Origin of the sequence: Streptomyces caatingaensis (assembly GCF_001187435.1) — a bacterium.
Taxonomy (GTDB): domain Bacteria; phylum Actinomycetota; class Actinomycetes; order Streptomycetales; family Streptomycetaceae; genus Streptomyces; species Streptomyces caatingaensis.
The window spans coordinates 637,080-657,915 of record NZ_LFXA01000017.1; the positions used below are offsets into that span (position 1 = coordinate 637,080).

18 protein-coding genes are annotated in these 20,836 nt (G+C 73.7%); 11 read left to right on the plus strand and 7 right to left on the minus strand.

Annotated elements, in window-relative coordinates:
• Window positions 1-21: 21 nt before the first annotated feature.
• The 6 genes from AC230_RS25230 to AC230_RS25255 all read right to left on the minus strand — a co-directional run bounded on the left by AC230_RS25230 (window position 22) and on the right by AC230_RS25255 (window position 9,021).
• Complete coding sequence (locus tag AC230_RS25230) at window positions 22-2,073, minus strand: APC family permease (protein WP_078871555.1); 2,052 nt, start codon at window positions 2,071-2,073, stop codon at window positions 22-24.
• Window positions 2,074-2,281: 208 nt separating this feature from the next.
• Window positions 2,282-3,331: a 2-oxoacid:ferredoxin oxidoreductase subunit beta gene (locus tag AC230_RS25235; RefSeq protein WP_049718602.1), complete on the minus strand. Its 1,050-nt coding sequence runs from the start codon at window positions 3,329-3,331 to the stop codon at window positions 2,282-2,284.
• Window positions 3,324-5,309, minus strand: coding sequence for a 2-oxoacid:acceptor oxidoreductase subunit alpha (locus AC230_RS25240; protein WP_049718603.1), 1,986 nt, complete (start codon window positions 5,307-5,309; stop codon window positions 3,324-3,326). The genes AC230_RS25235 and AC230_RS25240 overlap by 8 nt, the downstream gene beginning before the upstream one ends.
• A gap of 302 nt (window positions 5,310-5,611) precedes the next feature.
• On the minus strand, window positions 5,612-6,271 hold the full coding sequence (locus AC230_RS25245; protein WP_049718901.1) for a response regulator transcription factor: 660 nt from the start codon (window positions 6,269-6,271) through the stop codon (window positions 5,612-5,614).
• Between the two features lie 90 nt (window positions 6,272-6,361).
• Window positions 6,362-7,714, minus strand: coding sequence for a sensor histidine kinase (locus tag AC230_RS25250; protein WP_049718604.1), 1,353 nt, complete (start codon window positions 7,712-7,714; stop codon window positions 6,362-6,364).
• 128 nt (window positions 7,715-7,842) lie between these two features.
• Entirely contained in the window at window positions 7,843-9,021 is a 1,179-nt protein-coding gene (locus AC230_RS25255) for a sensor histidine kinase (RefSeq protein ID WP_049718605.1), read from the minus strand.
• A 191-nt stretch (window positions 9,022-9,212) separates the two neighbouring features.
• On the opposite strand from AC230_RS25255, the gene AC230_RS25260 reads away from it, so the two are divergent.
• From AC230_RS25260 to htpX, 11 genes are all read left to right on the plus strand, one after another.
• Window positions 9,213-9,614 (plus strand): NADH-quinone oxidoreductase subunit A, encoded by a 402-nt coding sequence (locus tag AC230_RS25260; RefSeq protein WP_049718606.1) that lies wholly within the window; start codon window positions 9,213-9,215, stop codon window positions 9,612-9,614.
• A complete protein-coding gene (locus AC230_RS25265; RefSeq protein WP_049718607.1) occupies window positions 9,605-10,198 on the plus strand; it encodes an NADH-quinone oxidoreductase subunit B in 594 nt (197 codons plus the stop codon). Before AC230_RS25260 ends, AC230_RS25265 begins: the two co-directional genes overlap by 10 nt.
• Window positions 10,195-11,526, plus strand: coding sequence for an NADH-quinone oxidoreductase subunit C (locus AC230_RS25270; RefSeq protein ID WP_078871556.1), 1,332 nt, complete (start codon window positions 10,195-10,197; stop codon window positions 11,524-11,526). The genes AC230_RS25265 and AC230_RS25270 overlap by 4 nt, the downstream gene beginning before the upstream one ends.
• The gene (locus AC230_RS25275) at window positions 11,523-12,494 is read left to right on the plus strand and encodes a complex I subunit 1/NuoH family protein (RefSeq protein WP_049718608.1); all 972 of its coding nucleotides are present in this window, start codon (window positions 11,523-11,525) and stop codon (window positions 12,492-12,494) included. Before AC230_RS25270 ends, AC230_RS25275 begins: the two co-directional genes overlap by 4 nt.
• The gene (locus AC230_RS25280) at window positions 12,491-13,036 is read left to right on the plus strand and encodes a NuoI/complex I 23 kDa subunit family protein (RefSeq protein WP_049718609.1); all 546 of its coding nucleotides are present in this window, start codon (window positions 12,491-12,493) and stop codon (window positions 13,034-13,036) included. Before AC230_RS25275 ends, AC230_RS25280 begins: the two co-directional genes overlap by 4 nt.
• Entirely contained in the window at window positions 13,033-13,605 is a 573-nt protein-coding gene (locus tag AC230_RS25285; protein WP_049718610.1) for an NADH-quinone oxidoreductase subunit J family protein, read from the plus strand. The genes AC230_RS25280 and AC230_RS25285 overlap by 4 nt, the downstream gene beginning before the upstream one ends.
• On the plus strand, window positions 13,605-13,991 hold the full coding sequence (gene nuoK / locus AC230_RS25290) for an NADH-quinone oxidoreductase subunit NuoK (protein WP_049718611.1): 387 nt from the start codon (window positions 13,605-13,607) through the stop codon (window positions 13,989-13,991). The genes AC230_RS25285 and nuoK overlap by 1 nt, the downstream gene beginning before the upstream one ends.
• The gene (locus AC230_RS25295) at window positions 13,988-15,979 is read left to right on the plus strand and encodes an NADH-quinone oxidoreductase subunit 5 family protein (RefSeq protein WP_049718612.1); all 1,992 of its coding nucleotides are present in this window, start codon (window positions 13,988-13,990) and stop codon (window positions 15,977-15,979) included. The genes nuoK and AC230_RS25295 overlap by 4 nt, the downstream gene beginning before the upstream one ends.
• A 71-nt stretch (window positions 15,980-16,050) precedes the next feature.
• Entirely contained in the window at window positions 16,051-17,631 is a 1,581-nt protein-coding gene (locus AC230_RS25300) for a complex I subunit 4 family protein (RefSeq protein ID WP_049718613.1), read from the plus strand.
• On the plus strand, window positions 17,631-19,169 hold the full coding sequence (locus AC230_RS25305) for an NADH-quinone oxidoreductase subunit N (RefSeq protein ID WP_049718614.1): 1,539 nt from the start codon (window positions 17,631-17,633) through the stop codon (window positions 19,167-19,169). Before AC230_RS25300 ends, AC230_RS25305 begins: the two co-directional genes overlap by 1 nt.
• Window positions 19,170-19,415: 246 nt before the next feature.
• On the plus strand, window positions 19,416-20,279 hold the full coding sequence (gene htpX / locus AC230_RS25310) for a zinc metalloprotease HtpX (protein ID WP_049718615.1): 864 nt from the start codon (window positions 19,416-19,418) through the stop codon (window positions 20,277-20,279).
• 13 nt (window positions 20,280-20,292) lie between these two features.
• Here the strand turns inward: htpX and AC230_RS25315 are convergent, their stop codons facing one another.
• Window positions 20,293-20,508: a hypothetical protein gene (locus AC230_RS25315; RefSeq protein ID WP_049718616.1), complete on the minus strand. Its 216-nt coding sequence runs from the start codon at window positions 20,506-20,508 to the stop codon at window positions 20,293-20,295.
• Between the last annotated feature and the right edge of the window lie 328 nt (window positions 20,509-20,836).

Here is a 20,836-nt window from a genome sequence, read left to right on the forward strand (position 1 = left end):
CATGTCCGTATCGCATGACGGTCATGACGCCCCGGTATCCGGCGTGCCGGACGCCTCCTCCCGCGCCGCGCGCAGCAGTTGGATGGCCTGGGTGACGTCGAACGGGAGGATCGTCACCGCCACGTTCGGCAGGTGCTCCAGCGCGCGGGCGATCAGGTCGCCGGTGTCGCGGTGGAGCAGCCGGCCGAGCGGGGTCGAGTGGGTGCGCCGGGGGATCAGCAGGGTCAGGGCCGTCGCCCGGTCGGCCGTCGTCCGGGCCGCCAGCAGGGTGACGGCGTGCCGCAGCCGCCGGTCGGGGCAGTCCACCAGCTCCAGCGGGACGTCCGTGCCGGGCGTCTCGTCCCAGCGCTCCGCCAGCCGGCGCGCCCGCTGCTCGTCGATCGCGAAGTGCACCGCCCGCACCTCGTCCGGCCGCAGCTCGTGCGCGTAGCGCAGCGCCTTGACCGTCGCCAGGTCGAGGACGTCGACGAGGACGTAGACGAGGTGGCGGCGCCAGCGCGGCCCGTCGGAGGTGAAGGCCGGGACGTTCTCCAGGGCCGCGGCCTCCTCCCGGTACTGGCGGTTGATGCGGATCAGCGCCCACACGCCGAGCGGGAAGACCACCACGACCAGCCAGGCGCCCTCGGTGAACTTGGTGATCGCGAAGATGACGACGACCAGGGCGGAGACCCCGGAGGCGGCCGCGTTCACCGCGACCTTCCAGGCGCGGCCCGGCTCCCGCCGCCGCCAGTGGTGGGCGGTCATGCCCGCGCCCGCCATGGTGAAGCCGGTGAAGACGCCGATGGCGTAGAGGGCGACGAGCTTGTCGACGTTGCTGCCCGTCACGAAGAGCAGGGCCAGGGAGACGACGGTGAGGCAGATGATGCCGTTGGAGAAGGCGAGGCGGTGGCCGCGCCGGGTCAGCTGGCGGGGCAGGAAGCGGTCCTCGGCGACGAAGCTCGCGAGGAACGGGAAGCCGGTGAACGGCGTGTTGGCGCCGGTGTAGAGGATGAGCGCGGTCGCGAGCTGGACGTAGACCAGGCCGGCGGTGCCGAGCCAGCCGCCGCCGAAGACGAGGTGGGCCTCCTGGGAGAGGACGGTCGGGTTGCCGTCCAGGTACGGGATGGCGTGCGTGAAGTGGGCGAGGACCGCGACGCCGAGCACCATCGTGCCGAGGATCAGGCTCATCACCGTCAGCGTGCGGCGGGCGTTGCGCCCCTGCGGTGAGCGGAACGCGGAGACGCCGTTGGAGATCGCCTCCAGACCGGTGAGGGACGAGCCGCCGTTCGCGAAGGACCGCAGCACCATGAACAGCGAGGCGCCGTAGAGCCAGCCGTGCCCCGGGGAGCCGAGCGGGTACGCGCCCTCGGCGTGGACGTCGGTGTGCGGGAGCCCGCCGCCGGCCACGCCGCGGACCAGCCCGGTCACCAGGAGCAGCGCGATCGCCGCCATGAAGAGGTAGGCGGGCGCGGCGAAGGCCCGGCCGGCCTCCCGGATGCCGCGCAGGTTCCCGTACATCAGGATCACGACGACGCCGGCGGTCACGGGCAGCTTGAGGTGATCGATCCCGTGGAAGCCGTGGCCCACCAGGTGCGCGAGGGAGATGAGCGCGTCGGTGCCGGCGGCGGACTGCACGGCGACGGTGACGATGTAGTCGATCAGCAGGGCGACCGAGGCGATCTGGGCCACGCGGGGGCCGAAGTTCTCGCGCGCGACGACGTAGGAGCCGCCGGCCCGGGTGTAGACGGAGACGACGTCGCGGTAGGAGAGCGTCACGAGGAGGAGGACGAGGAGGATGACGCAGGCGACCAGGGGGACGAGGTCGAAGGCGGCGACGCCGATCACCGGGACGAGGATGATCAGCATCTCCTCCGGGCCGTAGGCGGTGGACGAGATGCAGTCCGAGGCGAGGACGCCGAGGGCCAGCGGGTTGGACAGCTTCTCGTGGGAGAGGGCCTGGGTGACGAGGGGCGGGCCGAGGAGGGCGCGCTTCAGGAGGTAGCCGGGGCGGTCCCGGACGGTGGGCTCTTCGGCGGGGTTCCCGGCGGGTTGCTCGGCGGGGTCCCCGGCGGGTTCCTTGGCGGAGGCGGCCATTCCCATATGAGAGCGGGTGCCCCGCGCGAGGGGCGGCAGACGCCTCCGTCCGGGCACCCGTTCGGTGGGTTTCCCGGGCGGGGGAGGGGCTCGGCGGGGCGCCGGGGTTCACCTCGCGCCGGGTGGCCCGCAACGGCGCTGCGCGCGGTGGGACGGGCCGGGGCCCCGCCCCGGGACACGGTGGAAGGGCGGGGCGGGGAGGCGGGGGCTAGCCGACCACGGTCCAGGTGTCGTTGCCGGCCAGCAGGGCGGACAGGTCGCCCTTGCCCTTCTGTTCGACCGCCGTCTCCAGCTGGTCGGCCATGAGCGTGTCGTAGACCGGGCGTTCGACGTCGCGCAGGACGCCGATGGGGGTGCGGTGGAGGGTCTGGGGGTCGGCGAGGCGGGAGAGGGCGAAGGCCGTCGTCGGGGAGGCCGCGTGGGCGTCGTGGACCAGGATGCGCGACTCGGTCTCCGGGGTGACGTCGACGACTTCCAGGTCGCCGGTGGCCGCGTTGCGGACGACGCCCTTGGAGAGGTCGGTGCCGAAGCGGATGGGCTGTCCGTGCTCCAGCCGGATCACCGCCTCCTGCGCCTGGTCGCGGTCCTTGAGTGCCTCGAAGGCGTTGTCGTTGTAGATGTTGCAGTTCTGGTAGATCTCCACGAGTGCCGTGCCGGGGTGGTCGGCGGCGGCCCGCAGGACCTGGGTGAGGTGCTTGCGGTCGGAGTCGATGGTGCGGGCCACGAAGGACGCCTCCGCGCCCAGCGCGAGCGAGACCGGGTTGAAGGGCGCGTCCAGCGATCCCATCGGCGTCGACTTCGTGATCTTGCCCAGCTCGCTGGTCGGACTGTACTGACCCTTCGTCAGCCCGTAGATCCGGTTGTTGAACAGCAGGATCTTCAGGTTGACGTTGCGGCGCAGGGCGTGGATGAGGTGGTTGCCGCCGATGGACAGGGCGTCGCCGTCGCCGGTGACCACCCAGACCGACAGGTCGCGGCGGGAGGTGGCCAGGCCGGTGGCGATGGCCGGGGCGCGGCCGTGGATGGAGTGCATCCCGTAGGTGTTCATGTAGTACGGGAAGCGGGAGGAGCAGCCGATGCCGGAGACGAAGACGATGTTCTCGCGGGCGACGCCGAGGTCGGGCATGAAGCCCTGGACGGCGGCGAGGATGGCGTAGTCGCCGCAGCCGGGGCACCAGCGCACTTCCTGGTCGGACTTGAAGTCCTTCATGGACTGGCGGGTGTCGGCCTTGGGCACCAGTTTGAGCGCCTCAGACATCGATGGCCTCCTCGATCACGGTGGCGAGCTGCTCGGCTTTGAACGGCATGCCGCTGACCTGGGTGTGGGAGTGGATGTCCACGAGGTACCGGGCGCGCAGCAGGGTGGCGAGCTGGCCGAGGTTCATTTCGGGTACGACGACGGTGTCGTAGCGCCGGAGTACCTCGCCCAGGTTGCGGGGGAAGGGGTTGAGGTGGCGCAGGTGGGCCTGGGCGACGTGGTGGCCTTGGTTGCGGACGCGCCGGACGGCGGCGGTGATGGGCCCGTAGGTGGAGCCCCAGCCGAGGATGAGGGTGCGGGCCTGGCCGGACGGGTCGTCGACCTCGGTGTCGGGGACGGTGATGTTGTCGATCTTGGCCTGGCGGGTGCGGACCATGTGGTCGTGGTTGGCCGGGTCGTAGGAGATGTTGCCGGTGCCGTCCTGTTTTTCGATGCCGCCGATGCGGTGTTCCAGGCCGGGGGTGCCGGGCACCGCCCACGGGCGGGCGAGGGTGTGGGGGTCGCGCTTGTAGGGCCAGAAGACCTCGGTGCCGTCGGCCAGCGTGTGGTTGGGGGTGGTGGCGAACTGGACGCGCAGGTCGGGCAGTTCGTCGGGCTCGGGGATGCGCCAGGGTTCGGAGCCGTTGGCGAGGTAGCCGTCGGAGAGCAGGAAGACCGGGGTGCGGTAGGCCAGCGCGATGCGCGCGGCGTCGAGGGCCGCCGCGAAACAGTCCGCGGGCGTCTTCGGCGCCACGACCGGCACCGGGGCCTCGCCGTTGCGACCGTACATCGCCTGGAGCAGGTCGGCCTGCTCGGTCTTGGTCGGCAGCCCGGTGGACGGGCCGCCGCGCTGGATGTCCACCACCAGCAACGGCAGCTCCAGCGACACCGCCAGCCCGATCGTCTCCGACTTCAGCGCCACGCCGGGCCCCGACGTCGTCGTCACCGCCAGCGCCCCGCCGAACGCCGCGCCCAGCGCCGCGCCGATCCCGGCGATCTCGTCCTCGGCCTGGAAGGTCCGCACGCCGAAGTTCTTGTGCTTCGACAGCTCGTGCAGGATGTCGGAGGCCGGAGTGATCGGGTACGAGCCGAGGTAGAGCGGCAGATCCGCCTGCTGCCCGGCGGCGATCAGCCCGTAGGCCAGGGCGAGGTTGCCGGAGATGTTGCGATAACTCCCCGGCGGGAAAGCGGCGGTGGCGGGGGCGACCTCGTAGGAGACCGCGAAGTCCTCAGTGGTCTCGCCGAAGTTCCACCCCGCCCGGAACGCCGCCACGTTCGCCTCGGCGATCTGCGGCTTGCCCGCGAACTTCCGCCGCAAGAACGCCTCGGTGTTCTCCGTCGGCCGGTGATACATCCACGACAGCAGCCCCAGCGCGAACATGTTCTTGCTGCGCTCGGCCTCCTTGCGCGGCAGCCCGAACTCCTTGAGCGCCTCCAGCGTCAGCGTCGTCAGCGGCACCGGGTGGACGCTGTAGGCGTCCAGCGAGCCGTCCTCCAGCGGGCTGGTGTCGTACCCGACCTTGGCCATCGGGCGCTTGGTGAACTCGTCGGTGTTCACGATGATCTCCGCGCCCCGCGGCAGATCGCCCAGGTTGGCCTTCAGCGCGGCCGGGTTCATCGCGACCAGCACGTTCGGCGCGTCGCCCGGGGTGAGGATGTCGTGATCGGCGAAGTGCAGCTGGAACGACGAGACGCCGGGCAGAGTGCCGGCGGGAGCCCGGATCTCCGCCGGGAAGTTCGGCAGCGTCGACAGGTCGTTGCCGAACGAGGCCGTCTCCGACGTGAAGCGGTCACCGGTGAGCTGCATCCCGTCCCCGGAGTCACCCGCGAAGCGGATGATCACGCGGTCCAGCCGGCGGACCTCCTTGCCGTCGGAGCGGGGCGCGGAGCCGCGCTGTCCGGCGAGGCGCGACGGTTCGTCCCCGGTGTCCGGCGGGGAGAACCCTGGCTGTTCGGCTGAATCGGCCTGCTCGGCCGGGCTGCTGACCTGGCTGGTCACTGCTTCGGACCTCCCTCATGACGGCGGCCCCGCGCTGTGGTGGTGCCGACCGGCGTTCCCATCGCCATCGTACGTGGGCGGGGCACGGCCACCCGGGTCGGATCACGGGATGGGAGGGGCCCCGCAGGCGTCCTCAATCCTGGCACGGCGAGGTTGAACGACTCTTGAATCCGGGCTCCGGCGGGCCCGGCGACCGCGACCGGGGTCGCAGGTCCCCGGGACCAGCCCTCCCACCAGCGGCGTGGCCGGAAGGTGACAGGGCGTCAGCGGAAGGTTTGGTTCACGAACGGTTCACGAGCGCTTCACGAACGCAGATAGGTGAGCACCGCGAGGACGCGACGGTGATCCCCGTCACTCGGCGAGAGGCCGAGCTTCATGAAGATGTTGCTGACGTGTTTCTCCACCGCGCCGTCGCTGACGACGAGCTGCCGGGCGATGGCGGAGTTCGTCCGCCCTTCCGCCATCAGGCCGAGGACCTCCCGCTCGCGCGGCGTGAGGTTCGCCAGCACGTCCTGCTTGCGGCTGCGGCCCAGGAGCTGGGCGACGACCTCGGGGTCCAGCGCGGTGCCGCCCCGGGCGACCCGGACGACCGCGTCGACGAACTCGCGGACCTCGGCCACCCGGTCCTTCAGGAGGTAGCCGACCCCCCTGCTGCTGCCGGCCAGCAGCTCCGTCGCGTACTGCTCCTCGACATACTGCGAAAGGACCAGGACCCCCAGGGCCGGAAAGTCGCGCCGGAGGGCGACGGACGCGCGGACGCCCTCGTCCGTGTGCGTGGGGGGCATCCGGACGTCGGCGACCACCACATCCGGGAGGGCGCCCTCGTCGGCGAGCTCCCGCACGGCCTTCAGCAGCGCCTCGGCGTCGCCCACGCCGGCCACGACCTCGTGCCCGCGGTCGGTCAGTAGCCGGGTCAGGCCCTCGCGGAGCAGCACTGAATCCTCGGCGATGACCACTCGCACCCTGTCCTCGACCACGACCTCGGCCCCCGTCTCCCCGGCTCGGCTGCTGTTTGCGAGCCCTTAGCATCGCAGCAAGCCGGGGGGTGGTGCTCAGCGGTCGCGCCAGGGCAGCTCCGCGGTGATCGTCGTGGGGCCGCCGGCGGGGGAGTCCACGACCAGCAGTCCGTCCACCGAGCCGAGCCGCTCGGCGAGCCCGGCCAGGCCGCTGCCCGCGGTCGTGGACGCGCCGCCCTGCCCGTCGTCCCACACCTGGAGCATGACGCGGTCGGCCGAGCGCCAGATCTCCACGCGGGCGGTGCGGGCGCGGCTGTGCTTGCTGATGTTCTGGAGGAGTTCGGAGACGGTGAAGTAGGCGATGCCCTCGATGGCGGGGGCGGGCCGGGAGTCCAGGTCCACGTGGACGGCGACGGGGACGGTGCAGCGGCCGGCCAGCGAGGAGAGGGCGGCGTCGAGGCCGCGGTCGGTGAGGACGGCGGGGTGGATGCCGCGGGCGAGGTCGCGCAGTTCCTGGAGGGCGAGCTTCACCTCGCCGTGCGCCTCGTCCACCATCTTCGCGGCGGCCTCCGGGTCCTCCAGCAGCTTCTCCTTGGCCAGGCCGAGGTCCATGGCGAGGGCCACGAGGCGGGCCTGGGCGCCGTCGTGCAGGTCGCGTTCGATGCGGCGCAGGTCGGCGGCGGCGGTGTCCACCACCACGCCCCGGTCCTGCTCCAGCTCGACGACCCGCGCGTCGAGCCGGGAGCGGCCGAGCAGCGCGCGGACCAGCAGGCCGTCCACGCAGGCCATCGCGTGCAGCACCCAGGGCGTGGCGAGGACGACCACCAGGCCGGCCAGGGACGCGGCGGCGATCTCGAAGGGGTTGTCGAGGTAGATCTGGACGCCGTGGCTGTCGCTGTAGAGGCCCATGCCCGGACTGCCCCACCAGGCGGGGTACATCCACTGGTACGCCGGGTAGAGGAACAGCGCCCAGCCCACCACCATCGCCACCAGCGACACCGTGAAGGTGCACAGCGCCCACGGCAGCTGCACCACCGCGTAGATCAGCTGCCGCCACGACGCGCCGCTGCGCAGCAGCGCCCAGGTCCAGCCCAGCGGCCCGCCGCCGCGGTTGCCGGCCTGCACCGGGTACGGGGCCTCCACCTCGACGCCGAGCAGCAGCCGGGCCCGCGTCCGCTCCACCGCGCCGAGCACGCGCGCGCCGGCCAGGGCGAGGGCCAGGACGGGCAGCCCGACGAAGGTGACCAGCAGGCCGACGCCCAGCGACGTCGTGGTCACGGCCCACACGAATCCCGCGAGCGCGATCGGGAAGTTGAGCTGCGCGTGCAGGAACGCCCGCCAGGTGCGGCCCGACAGGGGCGCCCGCAGCACCACCGGCAGCCGGTGTGCCGGCCGCGGTCCCGCCGCGTCCGGCCGGTGTCCGCGTTCGTATCCATGCTCGATGGCCATCAGGGTCCTCTGGTTCGTCTCCGCCGGTCGTGGCTCCACCTTCTCCCTCGGGCGGGGGGCGCGGCCATGCGGTGAGTGGGTGTGCCGGGGGTGGGGTTGTCCCCACCCCCGGTGTACGGGCGGGGCGCTCAGCGGTCGCGCCAGGGCAGCTCCGCGGTGATCGTCGTCGGGCCGCCGGCGGGGGAGTCGACGGCGAGGAGGCCGTCCACGGAGCCGAGGCGTTCGGCGAGCCCGGCCAGGCCGCTGCCGCCCGTGGTGGTCGCGCCGCCCTGTCCGTCGTCCCGGACCTGGAGCAACAGCCGGTCGCCCGCCCGCCACACCTCGACGCGTGCCGTGCGGGCGCGGCTGTGCTTGCTGACGTTCTGGAGGAGTTCGGAGACGGTGAAGTAGGCGATGCCCTCGACGGCCGGGGCGGGCCGGGAGCCGAGGTCCACCTGCACCGCGACCGGCACCGTGCAGCGGCCGGCCAGCGAGGAGAGGGCGGCGTCGAGGCCGCGGTCGGTGAGGACGGCGGGGTGGATGCCGCGGGCGAGGTCGCGCAGTTCCTGGAGGGCGAGCTTCACCTCGCCGTGCGCCTCGTCCACCATCTTCGCGGCGGCCTCCGGGTCCTCCAGCACCTTCTCCTTCGCCAGGCCCAGCCCCATCGCCAGCGCGACGAGGCGGGCCTGGGCGCCGTCGTGCAGGTCGCGTTCGATGCGGCGCAGGTCGGCGGCGGCGGTGTCCACCACCACGCCCCGGTCCTGCTCCAGCTCCGCCACCCGCCGCTCCAGCTCGCTGGACGGGGACAGCAGGCCGCGCACCATCGCCCGGTCCACCGCCGTCATCCCCCGGGCCAGATGGCCCAGGACCGGCCAGGCGACGAAGAGCGCCACCAGCGTCACGCCGAAGGTGAGGACGCCCCAGGGCAGCCGGATCATCGCGTACAGCGTGGCGCGCCAGGCGACCGTGTCCTTGAGGGTCTCCCAGACGCGGACGGCGAAGCCGCGGCGGCGGCCGCGCGGCAGCGGGCTCGGTTCGTCGATCCGCAGCCCCAGCAGCCGCCGGGCCCGCGCGCGTTCCAGCCGTCCCAGCGGCCGCATGCCCGCCAGCCCCGCCGCCAGCAGCGGCAGACCGACCACCGTGAACGACAGCACCAGCCCGGGGAACAGCCACAGCACGGTGAACACGAACCCCACGAGGCCCGTCGGCAGATTGCCCAGCAGATGGGCGACCTCCTTCCACGTCCGCGCGCCGAAGGCGAACCGGGCGGGTGGCAGCGCCTCGTCGTCCGAGGTGGGGCGGGTGGTGCGGGAGGCGCGGGCGGTCATGCCACCAGCCTGCCCGGCGTCCGGCGCGCCCCGCCATGGGGGCCCCGGGAGCCGCCGGGTGGGGAGAACCCCACCCCCGGGCGGGCAGCGCGGCCCGCTCCCCGTCCGGCAGCACCTAGACTCCTGTGCGTACAGATCGTCGAATGCGGACGAAACCGCCGCACAGGTTCACAGGGAGCGAGGGGCCGGAGGTGCCGGAGGCGACCGCTGCGACCGATGGGACGACCGCGTACTTCGACGGTTACGGTCTCGTCGCCCTGCTGGCCGTGCTCGGCGTGCTCTTCGTCGCCGTCGCCTTCGGCGCCGGACGGCTGCTGCGGCCCGTGGTGCCGACGCCGGAGAAGCTGCTGACGTACGAGTGCGGCGTCGATCCCGTCGGGGAGGGCTGGGCGCACACCCAGGTGCGCTACTACGTCTACGCCTTCCTGTACGTGATCTTCGCCGTCGACTCCGTCTTCCTGTTCCCCTGGGCCACGGTCTTCGCCGCCCCGGGCTTCGGCGCCGCCACGCTCGTCGAGATGTTCGTCTTCCTCGGCTTCCTCGCCGTGGGCCTGTTGTACGCATGGAAGAAGGGCGTCCTGGAATGGACGTGACAGACGTGACGCGTTCCGCCGACCTTCCCGAGCCCCGCCGGCTGGGCGCGCTGGCCCGGCTGGCCCCCGAGCCCATGAAGGTCGTCCTCAACTGGGGCCGCCGCTACAGCCTCTGGGTCTTCAACTTCGGCCTCGCCTGCTGCGCGATCGAGTTCATCGCCGCGTCGATGGCCCGGCACGACTTCATCCGGCTCGGCGTCATCCCCTTCGCGCCCGGGCCGCGGCAGGCCGACCTCATGATCGTCTCCGGCACGGTGACGGACAAGATGGCGCCCGCCGTCAAGCGGCTCTACGAGCAGATGCCCGAGCCCAAGTACGTCATCTCCTTCGGCGCCTGCTCCAACTGCGGCGGGCCCTACTGGGACTCGTACGCCGTCACCAAGGGCGTCGACCAGATCATCCCCGTGGACGTCTACGTCCCCGGCTGCCCGCCGCGTCCCGAGGCGCTCCTCCAGGGCATCCTCAAGCTCCAGGAGAAGATCGCGGGGGAGTCGACGGCCGAGCGGTACGGCTCCGCCGCCTCGGTCTCCGAACTCCGCAGCGGGCTCGTCGCCCCGCCCGCCCCCGGGGAGGGCACCCGATGACCGGCTGGCTGCCCGGCCCCGCCGAGGACGTCTTCGGCGCCGGCGCCACGGCCGAGGAGGCGTACGAGCTCCTCACCGTCGACGTGCCCGCCGCGTCCTGGCCCACCGCCCTCGACACCGCCCGCTCGGTGCTGGGCTGCACCTTCTTCGACTGGCTGAGCGCCGTCGACGAACCCGGCACCGGCTTCCGCGTCTGCGCGCACCTCGCGGCGCTGCCGGCGGCGGCCGGCGCGCCCGTGCGGCGGCTCCTGCTGCGCACGACGGTGCCGCACGAGGCGCCCGTCCTGCCGACGGCGGTGCACGTGTACGCCGGGGCGGCGTGGCACGAGCGCGAGACGCACGAGATGTTCGGCATCGACTTCACGGGCCACCCGCACCTGGTGCCCCTGCTGCTCCCCGAGGGCTTCGAGGGCCACCCCCTGCGCAAGGACTTCGTGCTGGCGGCCCGCGTCGCGAAGGCGTGGCCCGGGGCCAAGGAGCCCGGCGAATCCGAACACGGCGGCCCCAAGCGCCGCCAGATGCTCCCTCCCGGCGTCCCCGACCCCAACGAATGGGGCCCCCTGAAGGGCCAGCTCCCCCCGGCCCCCTCCCGCCCGGCCCGCCCGTCCCGCGGACCGGCCACCGACACCGACCGCCCCGCCCGGCGGACGCGCACCGCGAGCGAGGGCTCGGCCGCCCAGCGCGGAGATGCCACGGCGCCCGGCGCCGCCGGCCGGCCCGAGGGCCCGGCCGCGCCGCGGCGTGCGCGGAGTGTGTCGGACGGTTCCGCGAGCCAGCGGGCCGAGCCCGCCGCTCCGGCGGGGCCGCGCCGCAACCGCAGTGCGGCTGACGGCTCGGCGAGTCAGCAGGGTGGTGCGGGTGCCGTGCCGCGGCGTGCGCGCAGCGCGTCGGACGGCTCCGCGAGCCAGCGGGCGGAAGGAGTGGAAGGAACGGAGGCCGGCGACCGCCCCGCACCCCGGCGGACGGCACCGCGCTCGCCGGACGCCCCGTGGCACCACGCGCGTCCCGCCTTCGGCGAGCCGGAGGCCGAGTCTGCTCCGGCGCCGGAGGCAGGCCCCCAGCCGGAGGCTGGGCCCGCCCCCGCGCCGGGAGCGAAGCCCGCCCCCGCGCCGGAAACGGAGCCCGCCCCCGCGCCCGAAGCCGGTGACGCCCCGGGTACCGCCCCCCGACCGGGCGGGCCCTCGGCCCCCGGTGAGGCCGCGGGCACCCCGGACGCCGCGGCCGGCGACGGCGCCGAGCCGGAATCACGCGCCGACGGCGCGCATGGCGCGCGCGGCGCGCGGCGCGCCGAGAACGACAACGACCCCGCCGGAGGCGACCCCGCATGAGCAGCAGCGACACCCTCGACGTGGTGCTGCGCCTCCTCGCCCTGTTCGCCGTCTTCCTGGTGTTCCCGCTGCTCGTGGGGCAGGCGGAGCACAAGGTGATGGCCCATATGCAGGGGCGGCTGGGGCCGATGTACGCGGGCGGGTTCCACGGGTGGGCGCAGCTCGTCGCGGACGGTGTGAAGTTCGCGCAGAAGGAGGACATCGTCCCGGCCGACGCCGACCGGCGGATCTTCCAGCTCGCCCCGGCCGTGGCGCTCCTGCCCTACCTCCTCGTCCTCGTCGCGATCCCGATCGGCCCGGGCCGGGCGGTCGGCTGGTACATCGACGCGGGCGTCTTCTTCGTCCTCGCGGTGATGGGCGTCGGCGTCCTCGGCTCGCTCATGGGCGGCTGGGCGTCGGCCAACAAGTTCTCGCTGCTGGGCGCGTTGCGGACGGCCGCCCAGCTGATGGCGTACGAGCTGCCGATGCTGCTCGCCGCCGCGTCCGTGGCGATGGCGGCGGGCACGGTCTCGCTGCCGGGGATCCTGGGCGCGTTCCACTGGTGGTGGGTGCCGTGGCAGGCCGTCGGCGGGCTGGTGTTCTTCACCGCGGGCCTCGCGGAGCTGCAACGGCCGCCGTTCGACATGCCGGTGGCCGACTCGGAGATCATCTTCGGTGCGTACACCGAGTACACGGGCCTGCGGTTCGCGATGTTCCTGCTGTCCGAGTACGCGGGCATCGTCGTGCTGTGCGCCCTGACGTCGGCGCTGTTCCTCGGCGGCTGGCACGGACCGTTCGGGGCCGACGGCCTCGGCTGGGTGTGGATGCTGCTGAAGACGGCGGTGCTGGCGTTCGTCGTGATCTGGCTGCGGGTCACCTACCCGCGGCTCCGCGAGGACCAGCTGCAGAAGCTCGCCTGGACCGTCCTCATCCCGCTCGCCCTCGCGCAGATCGCGCTGACCGGCGTCGTCAAGGTGGCGATCTCATGAACATCCCCGGCAGCGGCCTCGCCAAGGGGCTGGCCGTCACCCTCCGCACGTTCACCCGCCGCGCGGAGACCGTTCCGTACCCGGACGCGCAGCCCGAGCTGGCCCCCCGCACCCGCGGTGTGATCGGCCTGTTCGAGGAGAACTGCACGGTCTGCATGCTGTGCGCCCGCGAGTGTCCGGACTGGTGCATCTACATCGACTCCCACAAGGAGACCGTCCCGCCGGCCGCCCCCGGCGGACGGGAGCGCAGCCGCAACGTGCTGGACCGGTTCGCGATCGACTTCGCGCTGTGCATGTACTGCGGCATCTGCATCGAGGTCTGTCCGTTCGACGCCCTCTTCTGGTCGCCGGAGTTCGAGTACGCCGAGACGGACATCCGCGAGCTCACCCACGAACGGGACCGGCTGCGCGAGTGGATGTGGACGGTGCCCGAACCGCCCGCGCTCGACCCGGGGGCGGAGGAGCCCAAGGAGGTGGCGGCGGCCCGCAAGACGGCCGAGAAACTGGCCAAGGAGAAGGAAGCGAAGGAGGACGGCTCATGAGCGGCACGCTCGCCGCGGGCGCCCACGGCTTCCTCTCCCCGACCGGCATCGAGATCGCCTTCCTGCTGGTCGGCCTCGTCACCCTCGGCGCCGCCGTCCTGACCGTGACGACCAGGCAGCTCGTGCACGCCGCCCTGTGGCTGGTCGTGGCGCTCGGCGGGCTGGCGGTGGAATACCTGCTGCTGACGGCCGAGTTCATCGCCTGGGTGCAGGTGCTGATCTACGTCGGCTCCGTGGTCGTCCTGCTGCTGTTCGGCCTGATGCTCACCAAGGCGCCCATCGGCCGCTCCCCGGACGCCGACTCGGGCAACCGCCCGGTGGCGCTCGCGGTGGCCGGCGCCGCCGCGATCGCCCTCGTCTGGGTGGTCCTGGACGCCTTCCGGTCCACCTGGATCGGGGTCCACGGCCAGGTCCAGGGCTCGACGAAGGTCACCGGCGAGGTGCTCTTCCGGCACTGGGTGCTGCCCTTCGAGGCGCTGTCCGTCCTGCTGCTCGCCGCGCTCGTCGGGGCGATCGTGCTGTCCCGCAAGCGCCGTGCGGACGAGCGTGCGGACGAGGAGGAACGCTGATGCACCTGGTCTACCCCGCGGTCCTCGCCGCCCTCCTCTTCTGCACCGGCCTGTACGGCGTCCTCGCCCGCCGCAACGCCGTCCTCGTCCTGCTGTCGGTCGAGCTGATGCTCAACGCCGTCAACCTCAACCTCGTCGCCTTCGACGTGTGGCTCCGCGACGAGCTGCACGCCGGACAGGCGCTCACCCTCTTCACCATCGCCATCGCCGCCGCCGAGATCGGCATCGGCCTGGCGATCGTCCTGCTCGTCCACCGCAACCGCGGCACCGCCGACATCGACCGGCTCCGCGACCTGCGCGAGGACGCGAACGACCCCGACGCGAACGCCCCCCGGCCCGCCGGCGGGGACGCCGCCCGCGGGGAGAAGGCCGAGGCCGCCGCGTGACGACCACGACCACCGCCGCGCTCGTCCCGCTGCTGCCCTTCCTCGGCGCCGTCGGCGGGCTCCTCGCCGGCCGCCGCGCCCCCGGCCTCGTCCGCCCGCTCGCCGTCCTGCCGACCGCCGTCGCCGCCGTGCTGGCCGTCGTCGTCGCCTGGCGGCAGGGCGGCGGCGCGCCGCTGGAGGCGGCGGCCCGGCTCACCCCGACCGGCTCCGTCCCCGTCGACCTCGCCCTGCACCTGGACGGCTTCGCCGTCCTCGTCGCCGTCCTCGTCGGCGCCGTCGCCACCTGCGTGCAGGTCTACTCGACGGCGTACCTGCGCGACGACCTGCGCTACCCCTCCTACGCCGCGCTGGTGTCCCTGTTCACCTCCGCGATGCTGCTCGTCGTCTACTCCGGCGACCTGATGGTGCTGTTGGTCGGCTGGGAGGTCATGGGCATCTGCTCGTACTTCCTCGTCGGCCACTACTGGGAGACCGAGGCCGCGCGGGCCGCCTCCCTCAAGGCGTTCCTGGTCACCAAGGCCGGTGACGTCCCCTTCCTGATCGGCGTCTTCGCGCTCGCCGCCGACGCCGGGACGTTCCGGATCGACGGCATCGTCACCACCGCCGCGTCCGGCGGCCTGGCGCACCCCACCCTCGACGCGCTGCTGCTGCTCGCCGGGGTGGCGGGCAAGTCCGCCCAGTTCCCGCTGCACACCTGGCTGCCCGACGCGATGGCCGGCCCCACGCCCGTCTCGGCGCTGATCCACGCCGCGACGATGGTCGCGGCCGGCGTCTACCTCGTGGCCCGGCTCCTGCCCGTCCTCGCCGCCTCCACCGCGGCGATGGTGGTGCTCGCGGTCATGGCCGCGGTCACCATGGTCGGCTCCGGCCTCGCCGCCCTCGCCCAGGACGACGTCAAACGCGTCCTGGCCTATTCGACGGTCGGCCAGCTCGGCTACATGACCGGCGCCCTGGCCGTCGGCGACCGCGGCGCGGCCGTCTTCCACCTCCTCTCCCACGGCGCGTTCAAGGCCCTCCTCTTCCTCGCCGCCGGCGTCGTCATCCACGCCGCCGGCACCAACTCGCTGGCCGCGACCGCCCGCGCGGGCGGCCTCGCCCGGCGCGCCCCCGACGCGTACTGGACGATGACCGTCGCCCTCCTCGCGCTCGCCGCGATCCCGCCCTTCAGCGGCTTCTTCTCCAAGGAGGCCGTCCTCGGCGCCGCCGAGCACGCCGCCCGCGGGCAGGCCGACGGCATCCCCTGCGCGGCCGGCTGGCTCGTGCTCGCCGCCGGCCTGGCCACCGCCGTCCTCACGGCCGGCTACGCCACACGCCTGTGGCTCATGGCCTTCCGCGGCCGCGGCCCCGAGGCCGCCGACCACGGTCGCGAGCCCCGGGCCATGACCGCCGTCCTGTGGCTCCTCCTCGTCCCCACCCTCGGGCTCGGCCTGGCCGCGTGGAAGCTGCCCGACTGGTTCGACGGGCACTCCCTCGCCCCGGCCGCGACCACCTCCCTCCTCGGCACCGGCTGCGCCCTCGCCGGCGCGCTCGTCGTCCTCACCGCCTGGCGGCGCGTCCACGCCCGCGCCGCCCGGACCCCCATGGGCGCCGTCGCCGCCGACCCGGAGGCGGCCCCCGCCGTCTCCGAGGAGGAGGCGATCGCCACCCACGAGGCGGCGTACGGCAGCGTCGCCGGCGCCCAGGACCCGGCCGACCCCGGCCGGCTCCTGCTCGGCCCCCTCCACCGGCACGCCGCCGCCGGCTTCCACCTCGACGCCGTCGTCCGCGCCCTCGTCGTCCGGCCCGTGCTCGGCGCCGCCCGCCTCGCCCGCTTCCTCGACCGCGAGGTCGTCGAGGGCTACGTGCGCGGCGCGGGCACCGCGCCCGGCCTGCTGGGCGCGGCCGTCCGCCGGGCCCAGACCGGCAACACCCAGACGTATCTGGGCGTCCTGTTCGCAGGCTCGGCCGTCCTGGCCGTCGCCGCCGTCCTCGTCGCCTCCGGAGCCTGAACCGTGAGCACTACCGCCCCCGTAGCCTCCGGCCCCGAAGCCTCCGGCCCCGTCGCCTCCGGAGCCCGACCGTGAGCACCACCGCCTTGCAGATCCTCCTCGCCGCGATCGTCGTCGTCCCCCTCCTCGGAGCCGTCGCCGCCCTGCTCCCGGCCCCGCCCGGCCTCAAGGGCCGCAGCCCCGGACAGGCCGTCCTGCGGCACGGCGTCACCGTCACAGGCGCCGTGCTCGCCCTGTCCGTCGCGCTGGCCGCGGGCTTCGACCACGACCACCCGGCCAGGATGCAGGCCACCACCGACGTCGGCTGGATCCCGGCCCTCGGTGTCCGGATCCACCTCGGCGTCGACGGGGTCTCGCTCCCCCTTCTCGTCCTGACCTCGCTCCTCACCTTCCTCTGCGCGCTCCACAGCTACTGGCGGACGCCCGACGGCCCGTCACCCAAGGCGTTCGTCGCGCTGCTGCTCCTCCTGGAGGGCGGCACCCTCGCGAGCTTCGCCGTCCTCGACCTCGTGCTGTTCTTCCTCGCGTTCGAGACCGTGCTGATCCCGATGTACTTCCTGATCTCCCGCTGGGGCGGCGAGGGAAGGGAGCGCGGCGCCTGGCGCTTCATCCTCTACACCCTGCTCGGGTCCGTCGTGATGCTGCTGGGCCTCCTCCTCGTCGGCATCAAGGGCGGCACGTTCGACATGGTGGCACTCGCCACTGACAACGGGTCGGGTCTGAGCCACTCCACGCAGGTCATCGCGGTGTTGGCCATCGGTCTCGGACTCGCCGTCAAGGCCCCGGTGTGGCCGCTGCACAGCTGGCTGCCCGACGCGCACACCTCCGCCCCGACCGCCGGCTCCGTCCTCCTAGCCGGCGTCCTGCTCAAGATGGGCACGTACGGACTCGTCCGCATCGTCCTGCCCATCGCCCCGGACGGCGCCCGCACGTTCGCGCCGTACCTGGCCGCCCTCGCCGCCGTCGGCATCGTCTACGGCTCGCTGGTCTGCCTGGCGCTCGCCCGCCGGGGCGCGAAGGGCGACCTCAAACGGCTCGTCGCCTACTCCTCCGTCGGCCACATGGGCTTCGTCCTGCTCGGCATCGCCACGCTGACCCCCACCGGCGTCAACGGCGCGCTCTTCGCCAACGTCGCCCACGGCCTCGTCACCGGCCTGCTCTTCTTCCTCGTCGGCGGCATCAAGGACCGCTACGGCACCACCGACCTCGACCGGCTCTCCGGCCCCACCGGCGCCGCGCTCTACGGCCGGGCCCCCCGCCTCGGCGGCCTCCTGGCCTTCGGCGCCGTCGCCTCCCTCGGCCTGCCCGGACTGGCCGGCTTCTGGGGCGAGATGCTCGCCATGTTCGCCTCCTTCCGCCCCGCCGACGGGCTCTCCCGCCCGGCCTACCTGGTCTTCCTCGTGCTCGCCGGCCTCGGCACCCTGCTCACCGCCGCCTATCTGCTCGCCGTCGTGCGCCGGGTCTGCATGGGCGGCAACGGCGAGCAGCACCCGGCCGGGGCCGTCGGGCCGGCGCTCACGGACGTCCGTCCGTACGAGTTCGCCGCCTGGACGCCGCTCGTCGTCCTCACCGTCCTCGCCGGACTCTGGCCCGCGGCCCTCCTGGGCCTCACCGACCCGGTCGTCCAGCAGCTCCTCGGAGGGGGCAACTGATGGTTCTCCTCGCCGAAGCGCCCGCCTCGGTGGCGGCCCTGCTCCCGCGCGCCGTCCAGTCCGTCGACTGGCTCGCCGTCGCCCCGCCGACCCTCCTCGCCCTCGCGGCCCTCGCCGTCCTCGTCGCCGACCTCTTCCTGCCCGTGGAGCGCAAGCAGCTCCTCGGCGCGGTCACCCTGGGCGGCATCGTCCTCTCCGGCCTCTCCCTGCTTCCGCTGCACGGCGGCCACCGCAGCACCTTCTGCCTCACCACCGGCAGCCACACCTGCAGTTACGAGGCCGACCGCTTCACCCTCGTCATCCAGCTGCTCGTCCTCGGCGGCGCGCTGCTGACGGCGCTGCTCTCCCACGACGCCGTCCGCGACGAGCGGCTGCCCGCCGGCGAGTACTGGTTCCTGCTGCTCTCCTCCGCCGCCGGTGCCGCCCTGCTGCCCGCCGCCCGCGACCTCGCCACCCTCGTCGTCGCCCTGGAGGTCGCCTCCCTGCCCGCCTTCGCCCTGGTCGGCCTGCGCCGCGGCGACCGGCGCTCGGCCGAGGCCGCGCTGAAGTTCTTCCTCTCCTCGGTCACCGCCACCGCCGTCACCCTGCTGGGCGTCAGCTTCGTCTACGCGGCCACCGGCACGCTCCACCTCACCGACATCGCCCACAGCCTCGGCGACACCGACCCGCGGCTGGCCGTCCTCGCCCGTACCGGCGTCGTCCTGACCCTCGTCGGCTTCGCCTTCAAGACCGCCGCCGTGCCCTTCCACTTCTGGGTGCCCGAGGCGTACGTCGGCGCGCCGCTGCCGGTCGCCGGCTATCTCTCGGTCGTCGGCAAGGCGGTCGGCTTCACGGGCATCGCGCTCGTGACGGTCGTCGCGTTCCCGTCGTACGCGAACGTGTGGGGGCCGGCGCTCGCCGTCCTCGCCGCCGTCACGATGACCGCCGGCAACGCCGCGGCCCTGCGCCAGCGGCCGGACCGGCGGCACGGCGCCGTCCGGCTCCTCGCCTGGTCCTCCGTCGGCCAGGCCGGCTACCTGCTCGTCCCGCTGGCCGCCGCCGGCTACGCGCGGGAGCCGGGACGGGCGGTCGGCTCCACCGTCGCGTACGCGCTGATGTACGCGGCCGTGAACCTCGGCGCGTTCGCCGTCGCCGCGCTCGTCGCCCGGACGAGCCCGGCCCAGCGCCTCGCCGACTACCGCGGCCTGTTCGCCCGCCGCCCGGCCGCCGCCCTCTGCCTGGCCTTCTTCCTCCTCTGCCTGGCCGGCCTGCCGCCGGGCGTCATCGGCCTGTTCGCGAAGGTCACGGTCTTCTCGGCGGCGGTGGACGCGGGGCTGGGGTGGCTGGCGGTCGTCATGGCCGTCAACGTCGTGGTCTCGCTCTACTACTACCTGCAGTGGACCGCACTCCTCTTCCGCCCGGCGGACGAGGGCGCGGCGGCAGCCCCGGAGGTGCCCGCCCGGCTGGGCGCGGCGATCGGCCTGGCGGCCGTGGCGGGCGTGGTGCTCTCGGGGGCGCCGCAGCTGGTGCTGCGCTTCGCGTCCGGGGCGCTGCTGTAGGGCGGCTGCCGGGAAGCGCCGGACGGGCCGGAACCCACCCCGTCCGGCGCCTGAGCACGCCCCCGCGCCGGGCGCGGCAGGAGACGGCGAAAGGGCGGGGCGGGGAGAACGCCCCCCGGCGTTCACCCGAACGCCACCCCCGGCCCCCGTGCACAAGGGAACTAGCTCCTCCCGCCTCGCGTTGACCCAAGCGAAAGGTTCCACTGGTTCAAGGGTTCCCCTGCCGCACCACTTGGAGGGCGTACCGTGCACCGCCGGCACAACGGACTCAGGACTGCCGTGCTCCTCGGGGGGCTGTCCGCGCTCATCATCGTCATCGGCAGCGCCTTCGGCCGCACCGGCCTCGTCGTCGCCGTCCTCCTCGCCCTCGGCACCAACGCCTACGCGTACTGGAACAGCGACAAGATCGCCCTCCGCGCCATGCGCGCCCGCCCCGTCAGCGAGTTCGAGGCGCCGCAGCTCTACCGGATGGTCCGCGAGCTCTCCACCGCCGCCCGCCAGCCCATGCCCCGGCTCTACATCTCACCGACCGAGGCCCCCAACGCGTTCGCCACGGGCCGCAATCCGCGCAACGCCGCCGTCTGCTGCACCGACGGCATCCTCCGCATCCTCGACGAACGCGAGCTGCGCGGCGTCATCGGCCACGAGCTGAGCCACGTCTACAACCGCGACATCCTCATCTCCTCCGTCGCCGGCGCCCTCGCCTCGGTCGTGATGTTCCTGGTGAACTTCGCCTGGCTGATCCCCTTCGGCCGGTCCGAGGACGACGAGGGCCCGGGCATCGTCGGCATGATCATGATCATGCTGCTGGGCCCGGTCGCGGCCTCCCTCATCCAGCTCGCCGTCAGCCGCTCCCGGGAGTACGAGGCCGACGCGTCCGGCGCCCGCCTCACCGGCGACCCGCTGGCCCTCGCCTCGGCCCTGCGCAAGCTCGAGGCGGGCACCCGGCAGCTGCCGCTCCCGCCCGAGCCCCGCCTCGAAACCGCGAGCCACATGATGATCGCGAACCCCTTCCGTCCGGGCGAGGGCCTGTCGAAGCTCTTCTCCACCCACCCCCCGATGGCCGAACGGATCGGCCGCCTGGAGCGGATGGCCGGCGGCGGGCACTGACGGCCGCCGGGCGCTAGTGGACGGGGACGGGGTCCAGATCGGAGATCGGCTGCCCGTTGGACGTACCGTCCACACAGACCCACGAACCGTTCTCCGTCACGTCGGGATAGCCGCCGTTCTCGATGCAGGTGCCGAGGTCCACGTCGGCCGGCTGCGCCTGTGCGGCGGCGGGTATCCCGAACACGCTCACGGCGGCGGCCAGGGCCGCCGAAACGATCGCTGTACGCATGGTTCCTCCCGGTTCACGAGAGTGACGATGTCCGCCGAACGGCGGCACGCCCCACCATGACCGCGCCCGCGCCCCGCAGCGCGCTGCGTTAGGCCATCCGGGGGACGTACGGAAGCGGCGGGCCCCGGACCGCCGCTCACCCGCCCCCCGCCGCCCGCCGCGCCCAACTCCCGTGCCCGGAAGGCCCGTTCGGCCCGCCACCCCGGCACCGTCACCGCCCCCGCCGAACCCGCCCGCGCCGTCCGAACGGACCCGTACGCACCGCTCGACGGACCCGTGCGCACCGACGCGGCGCGCCCCCGCCGCCGCGGCAGCACCCCCGGACCCC

What these genes read in the sequence shown, in the direction of transcription:
- AC230_RS25230 (WP_078871555.1), bottom strand. Translation starts at nt 2,073, where the DNA reads ATGGCCGCCTCCGCCAAGGAACCCGCCGGGGACCCCGCCGAGCAACCC.
- AC230_RS25235 (WP_049718602.1), bottom strand. Translation starts at nt 3,331, where the DNA reads ATGTCTGAGGCGCTCAAACTGGTGCCCAAGGCCGACACCCGCCAGTCC.
- AC230_RS25250 (WP_049718604.1), bottom strand. Translation starts at nt 7,714, where the DNA reads ATGGCCATCGAGCATGGATACGAACGCGGACACCGGCCGGACGCGGCG.
- AC230_RS25255 (WP_049718605.1), bottom strand. Translation starts at nt 9,021, where the DNA reads ATGACCGCCCGCGCCTCCCGCACCACCCGCCCCACCTCGGACGACGAG.
- AC230_RS25265 (WP_049718607.1), top strand. Translation starts at nt 9,605, where the DNA reads ATGGACGTGACAGACGTGACGCGTTCCGCCGACCTTCCCGAGCCCCGC.
- AC230_RS25270 (WP_078871556.1), top strand. Translation starts at nt 10,195, where the DNA reads ATGACCGGCTGGCTGCCCGGCCCCGCCGAGGACGTCTTCGGCGCCGGC.
- AC230_RS25275 (WP_049718608.1), top strand. Translation starts at nt 11,523, where the DNA reads ATGAGCAGCAGCGACACCCTCGACGTGGTGCTGCGCCTCCTCGCCCTG.
- AC230_RS25280 (WP_049718609.1), top strand. Translation starts at nt 12,491, where the DNA reads ATGAACATCCCCGGCAGCGGCCTCGCCAAGGGGCTGGCCGTCACCCTC.
- AC230_RS25285 (WP_049718610.1), top strand. Translation starts at nt 13,033, where the DNA reads ATGAGCGGCACGCTCGCCGCGGGCGCCCACGGCTTCCTCTCCCCGACC.
- nuoK (WP_049718611.1), top strand. Translation starts at nt 13,605, where the DNA reads ATGCACCTGGTCTACCCCGCGGTCCTCGCCGCCCTCCTCTTCTGCACC.
- AC230_RS25305 (WP_049718614.1), top strand. Translation starts at nt 17,631, where the DNA reads ATGGTTCTCCTCGCCGAAGCGCCCGCCTCGGTGGCGGCCCTGCTCCCG.
- AC230_RS25315 (WP_049718616.1), bottom strand. Translation starts at nt 20,508, where the DNA reads ATGCGTACAGCGATCGTTTCGGCGGCCCTGGCCGCCGCCGTGAGCGTG.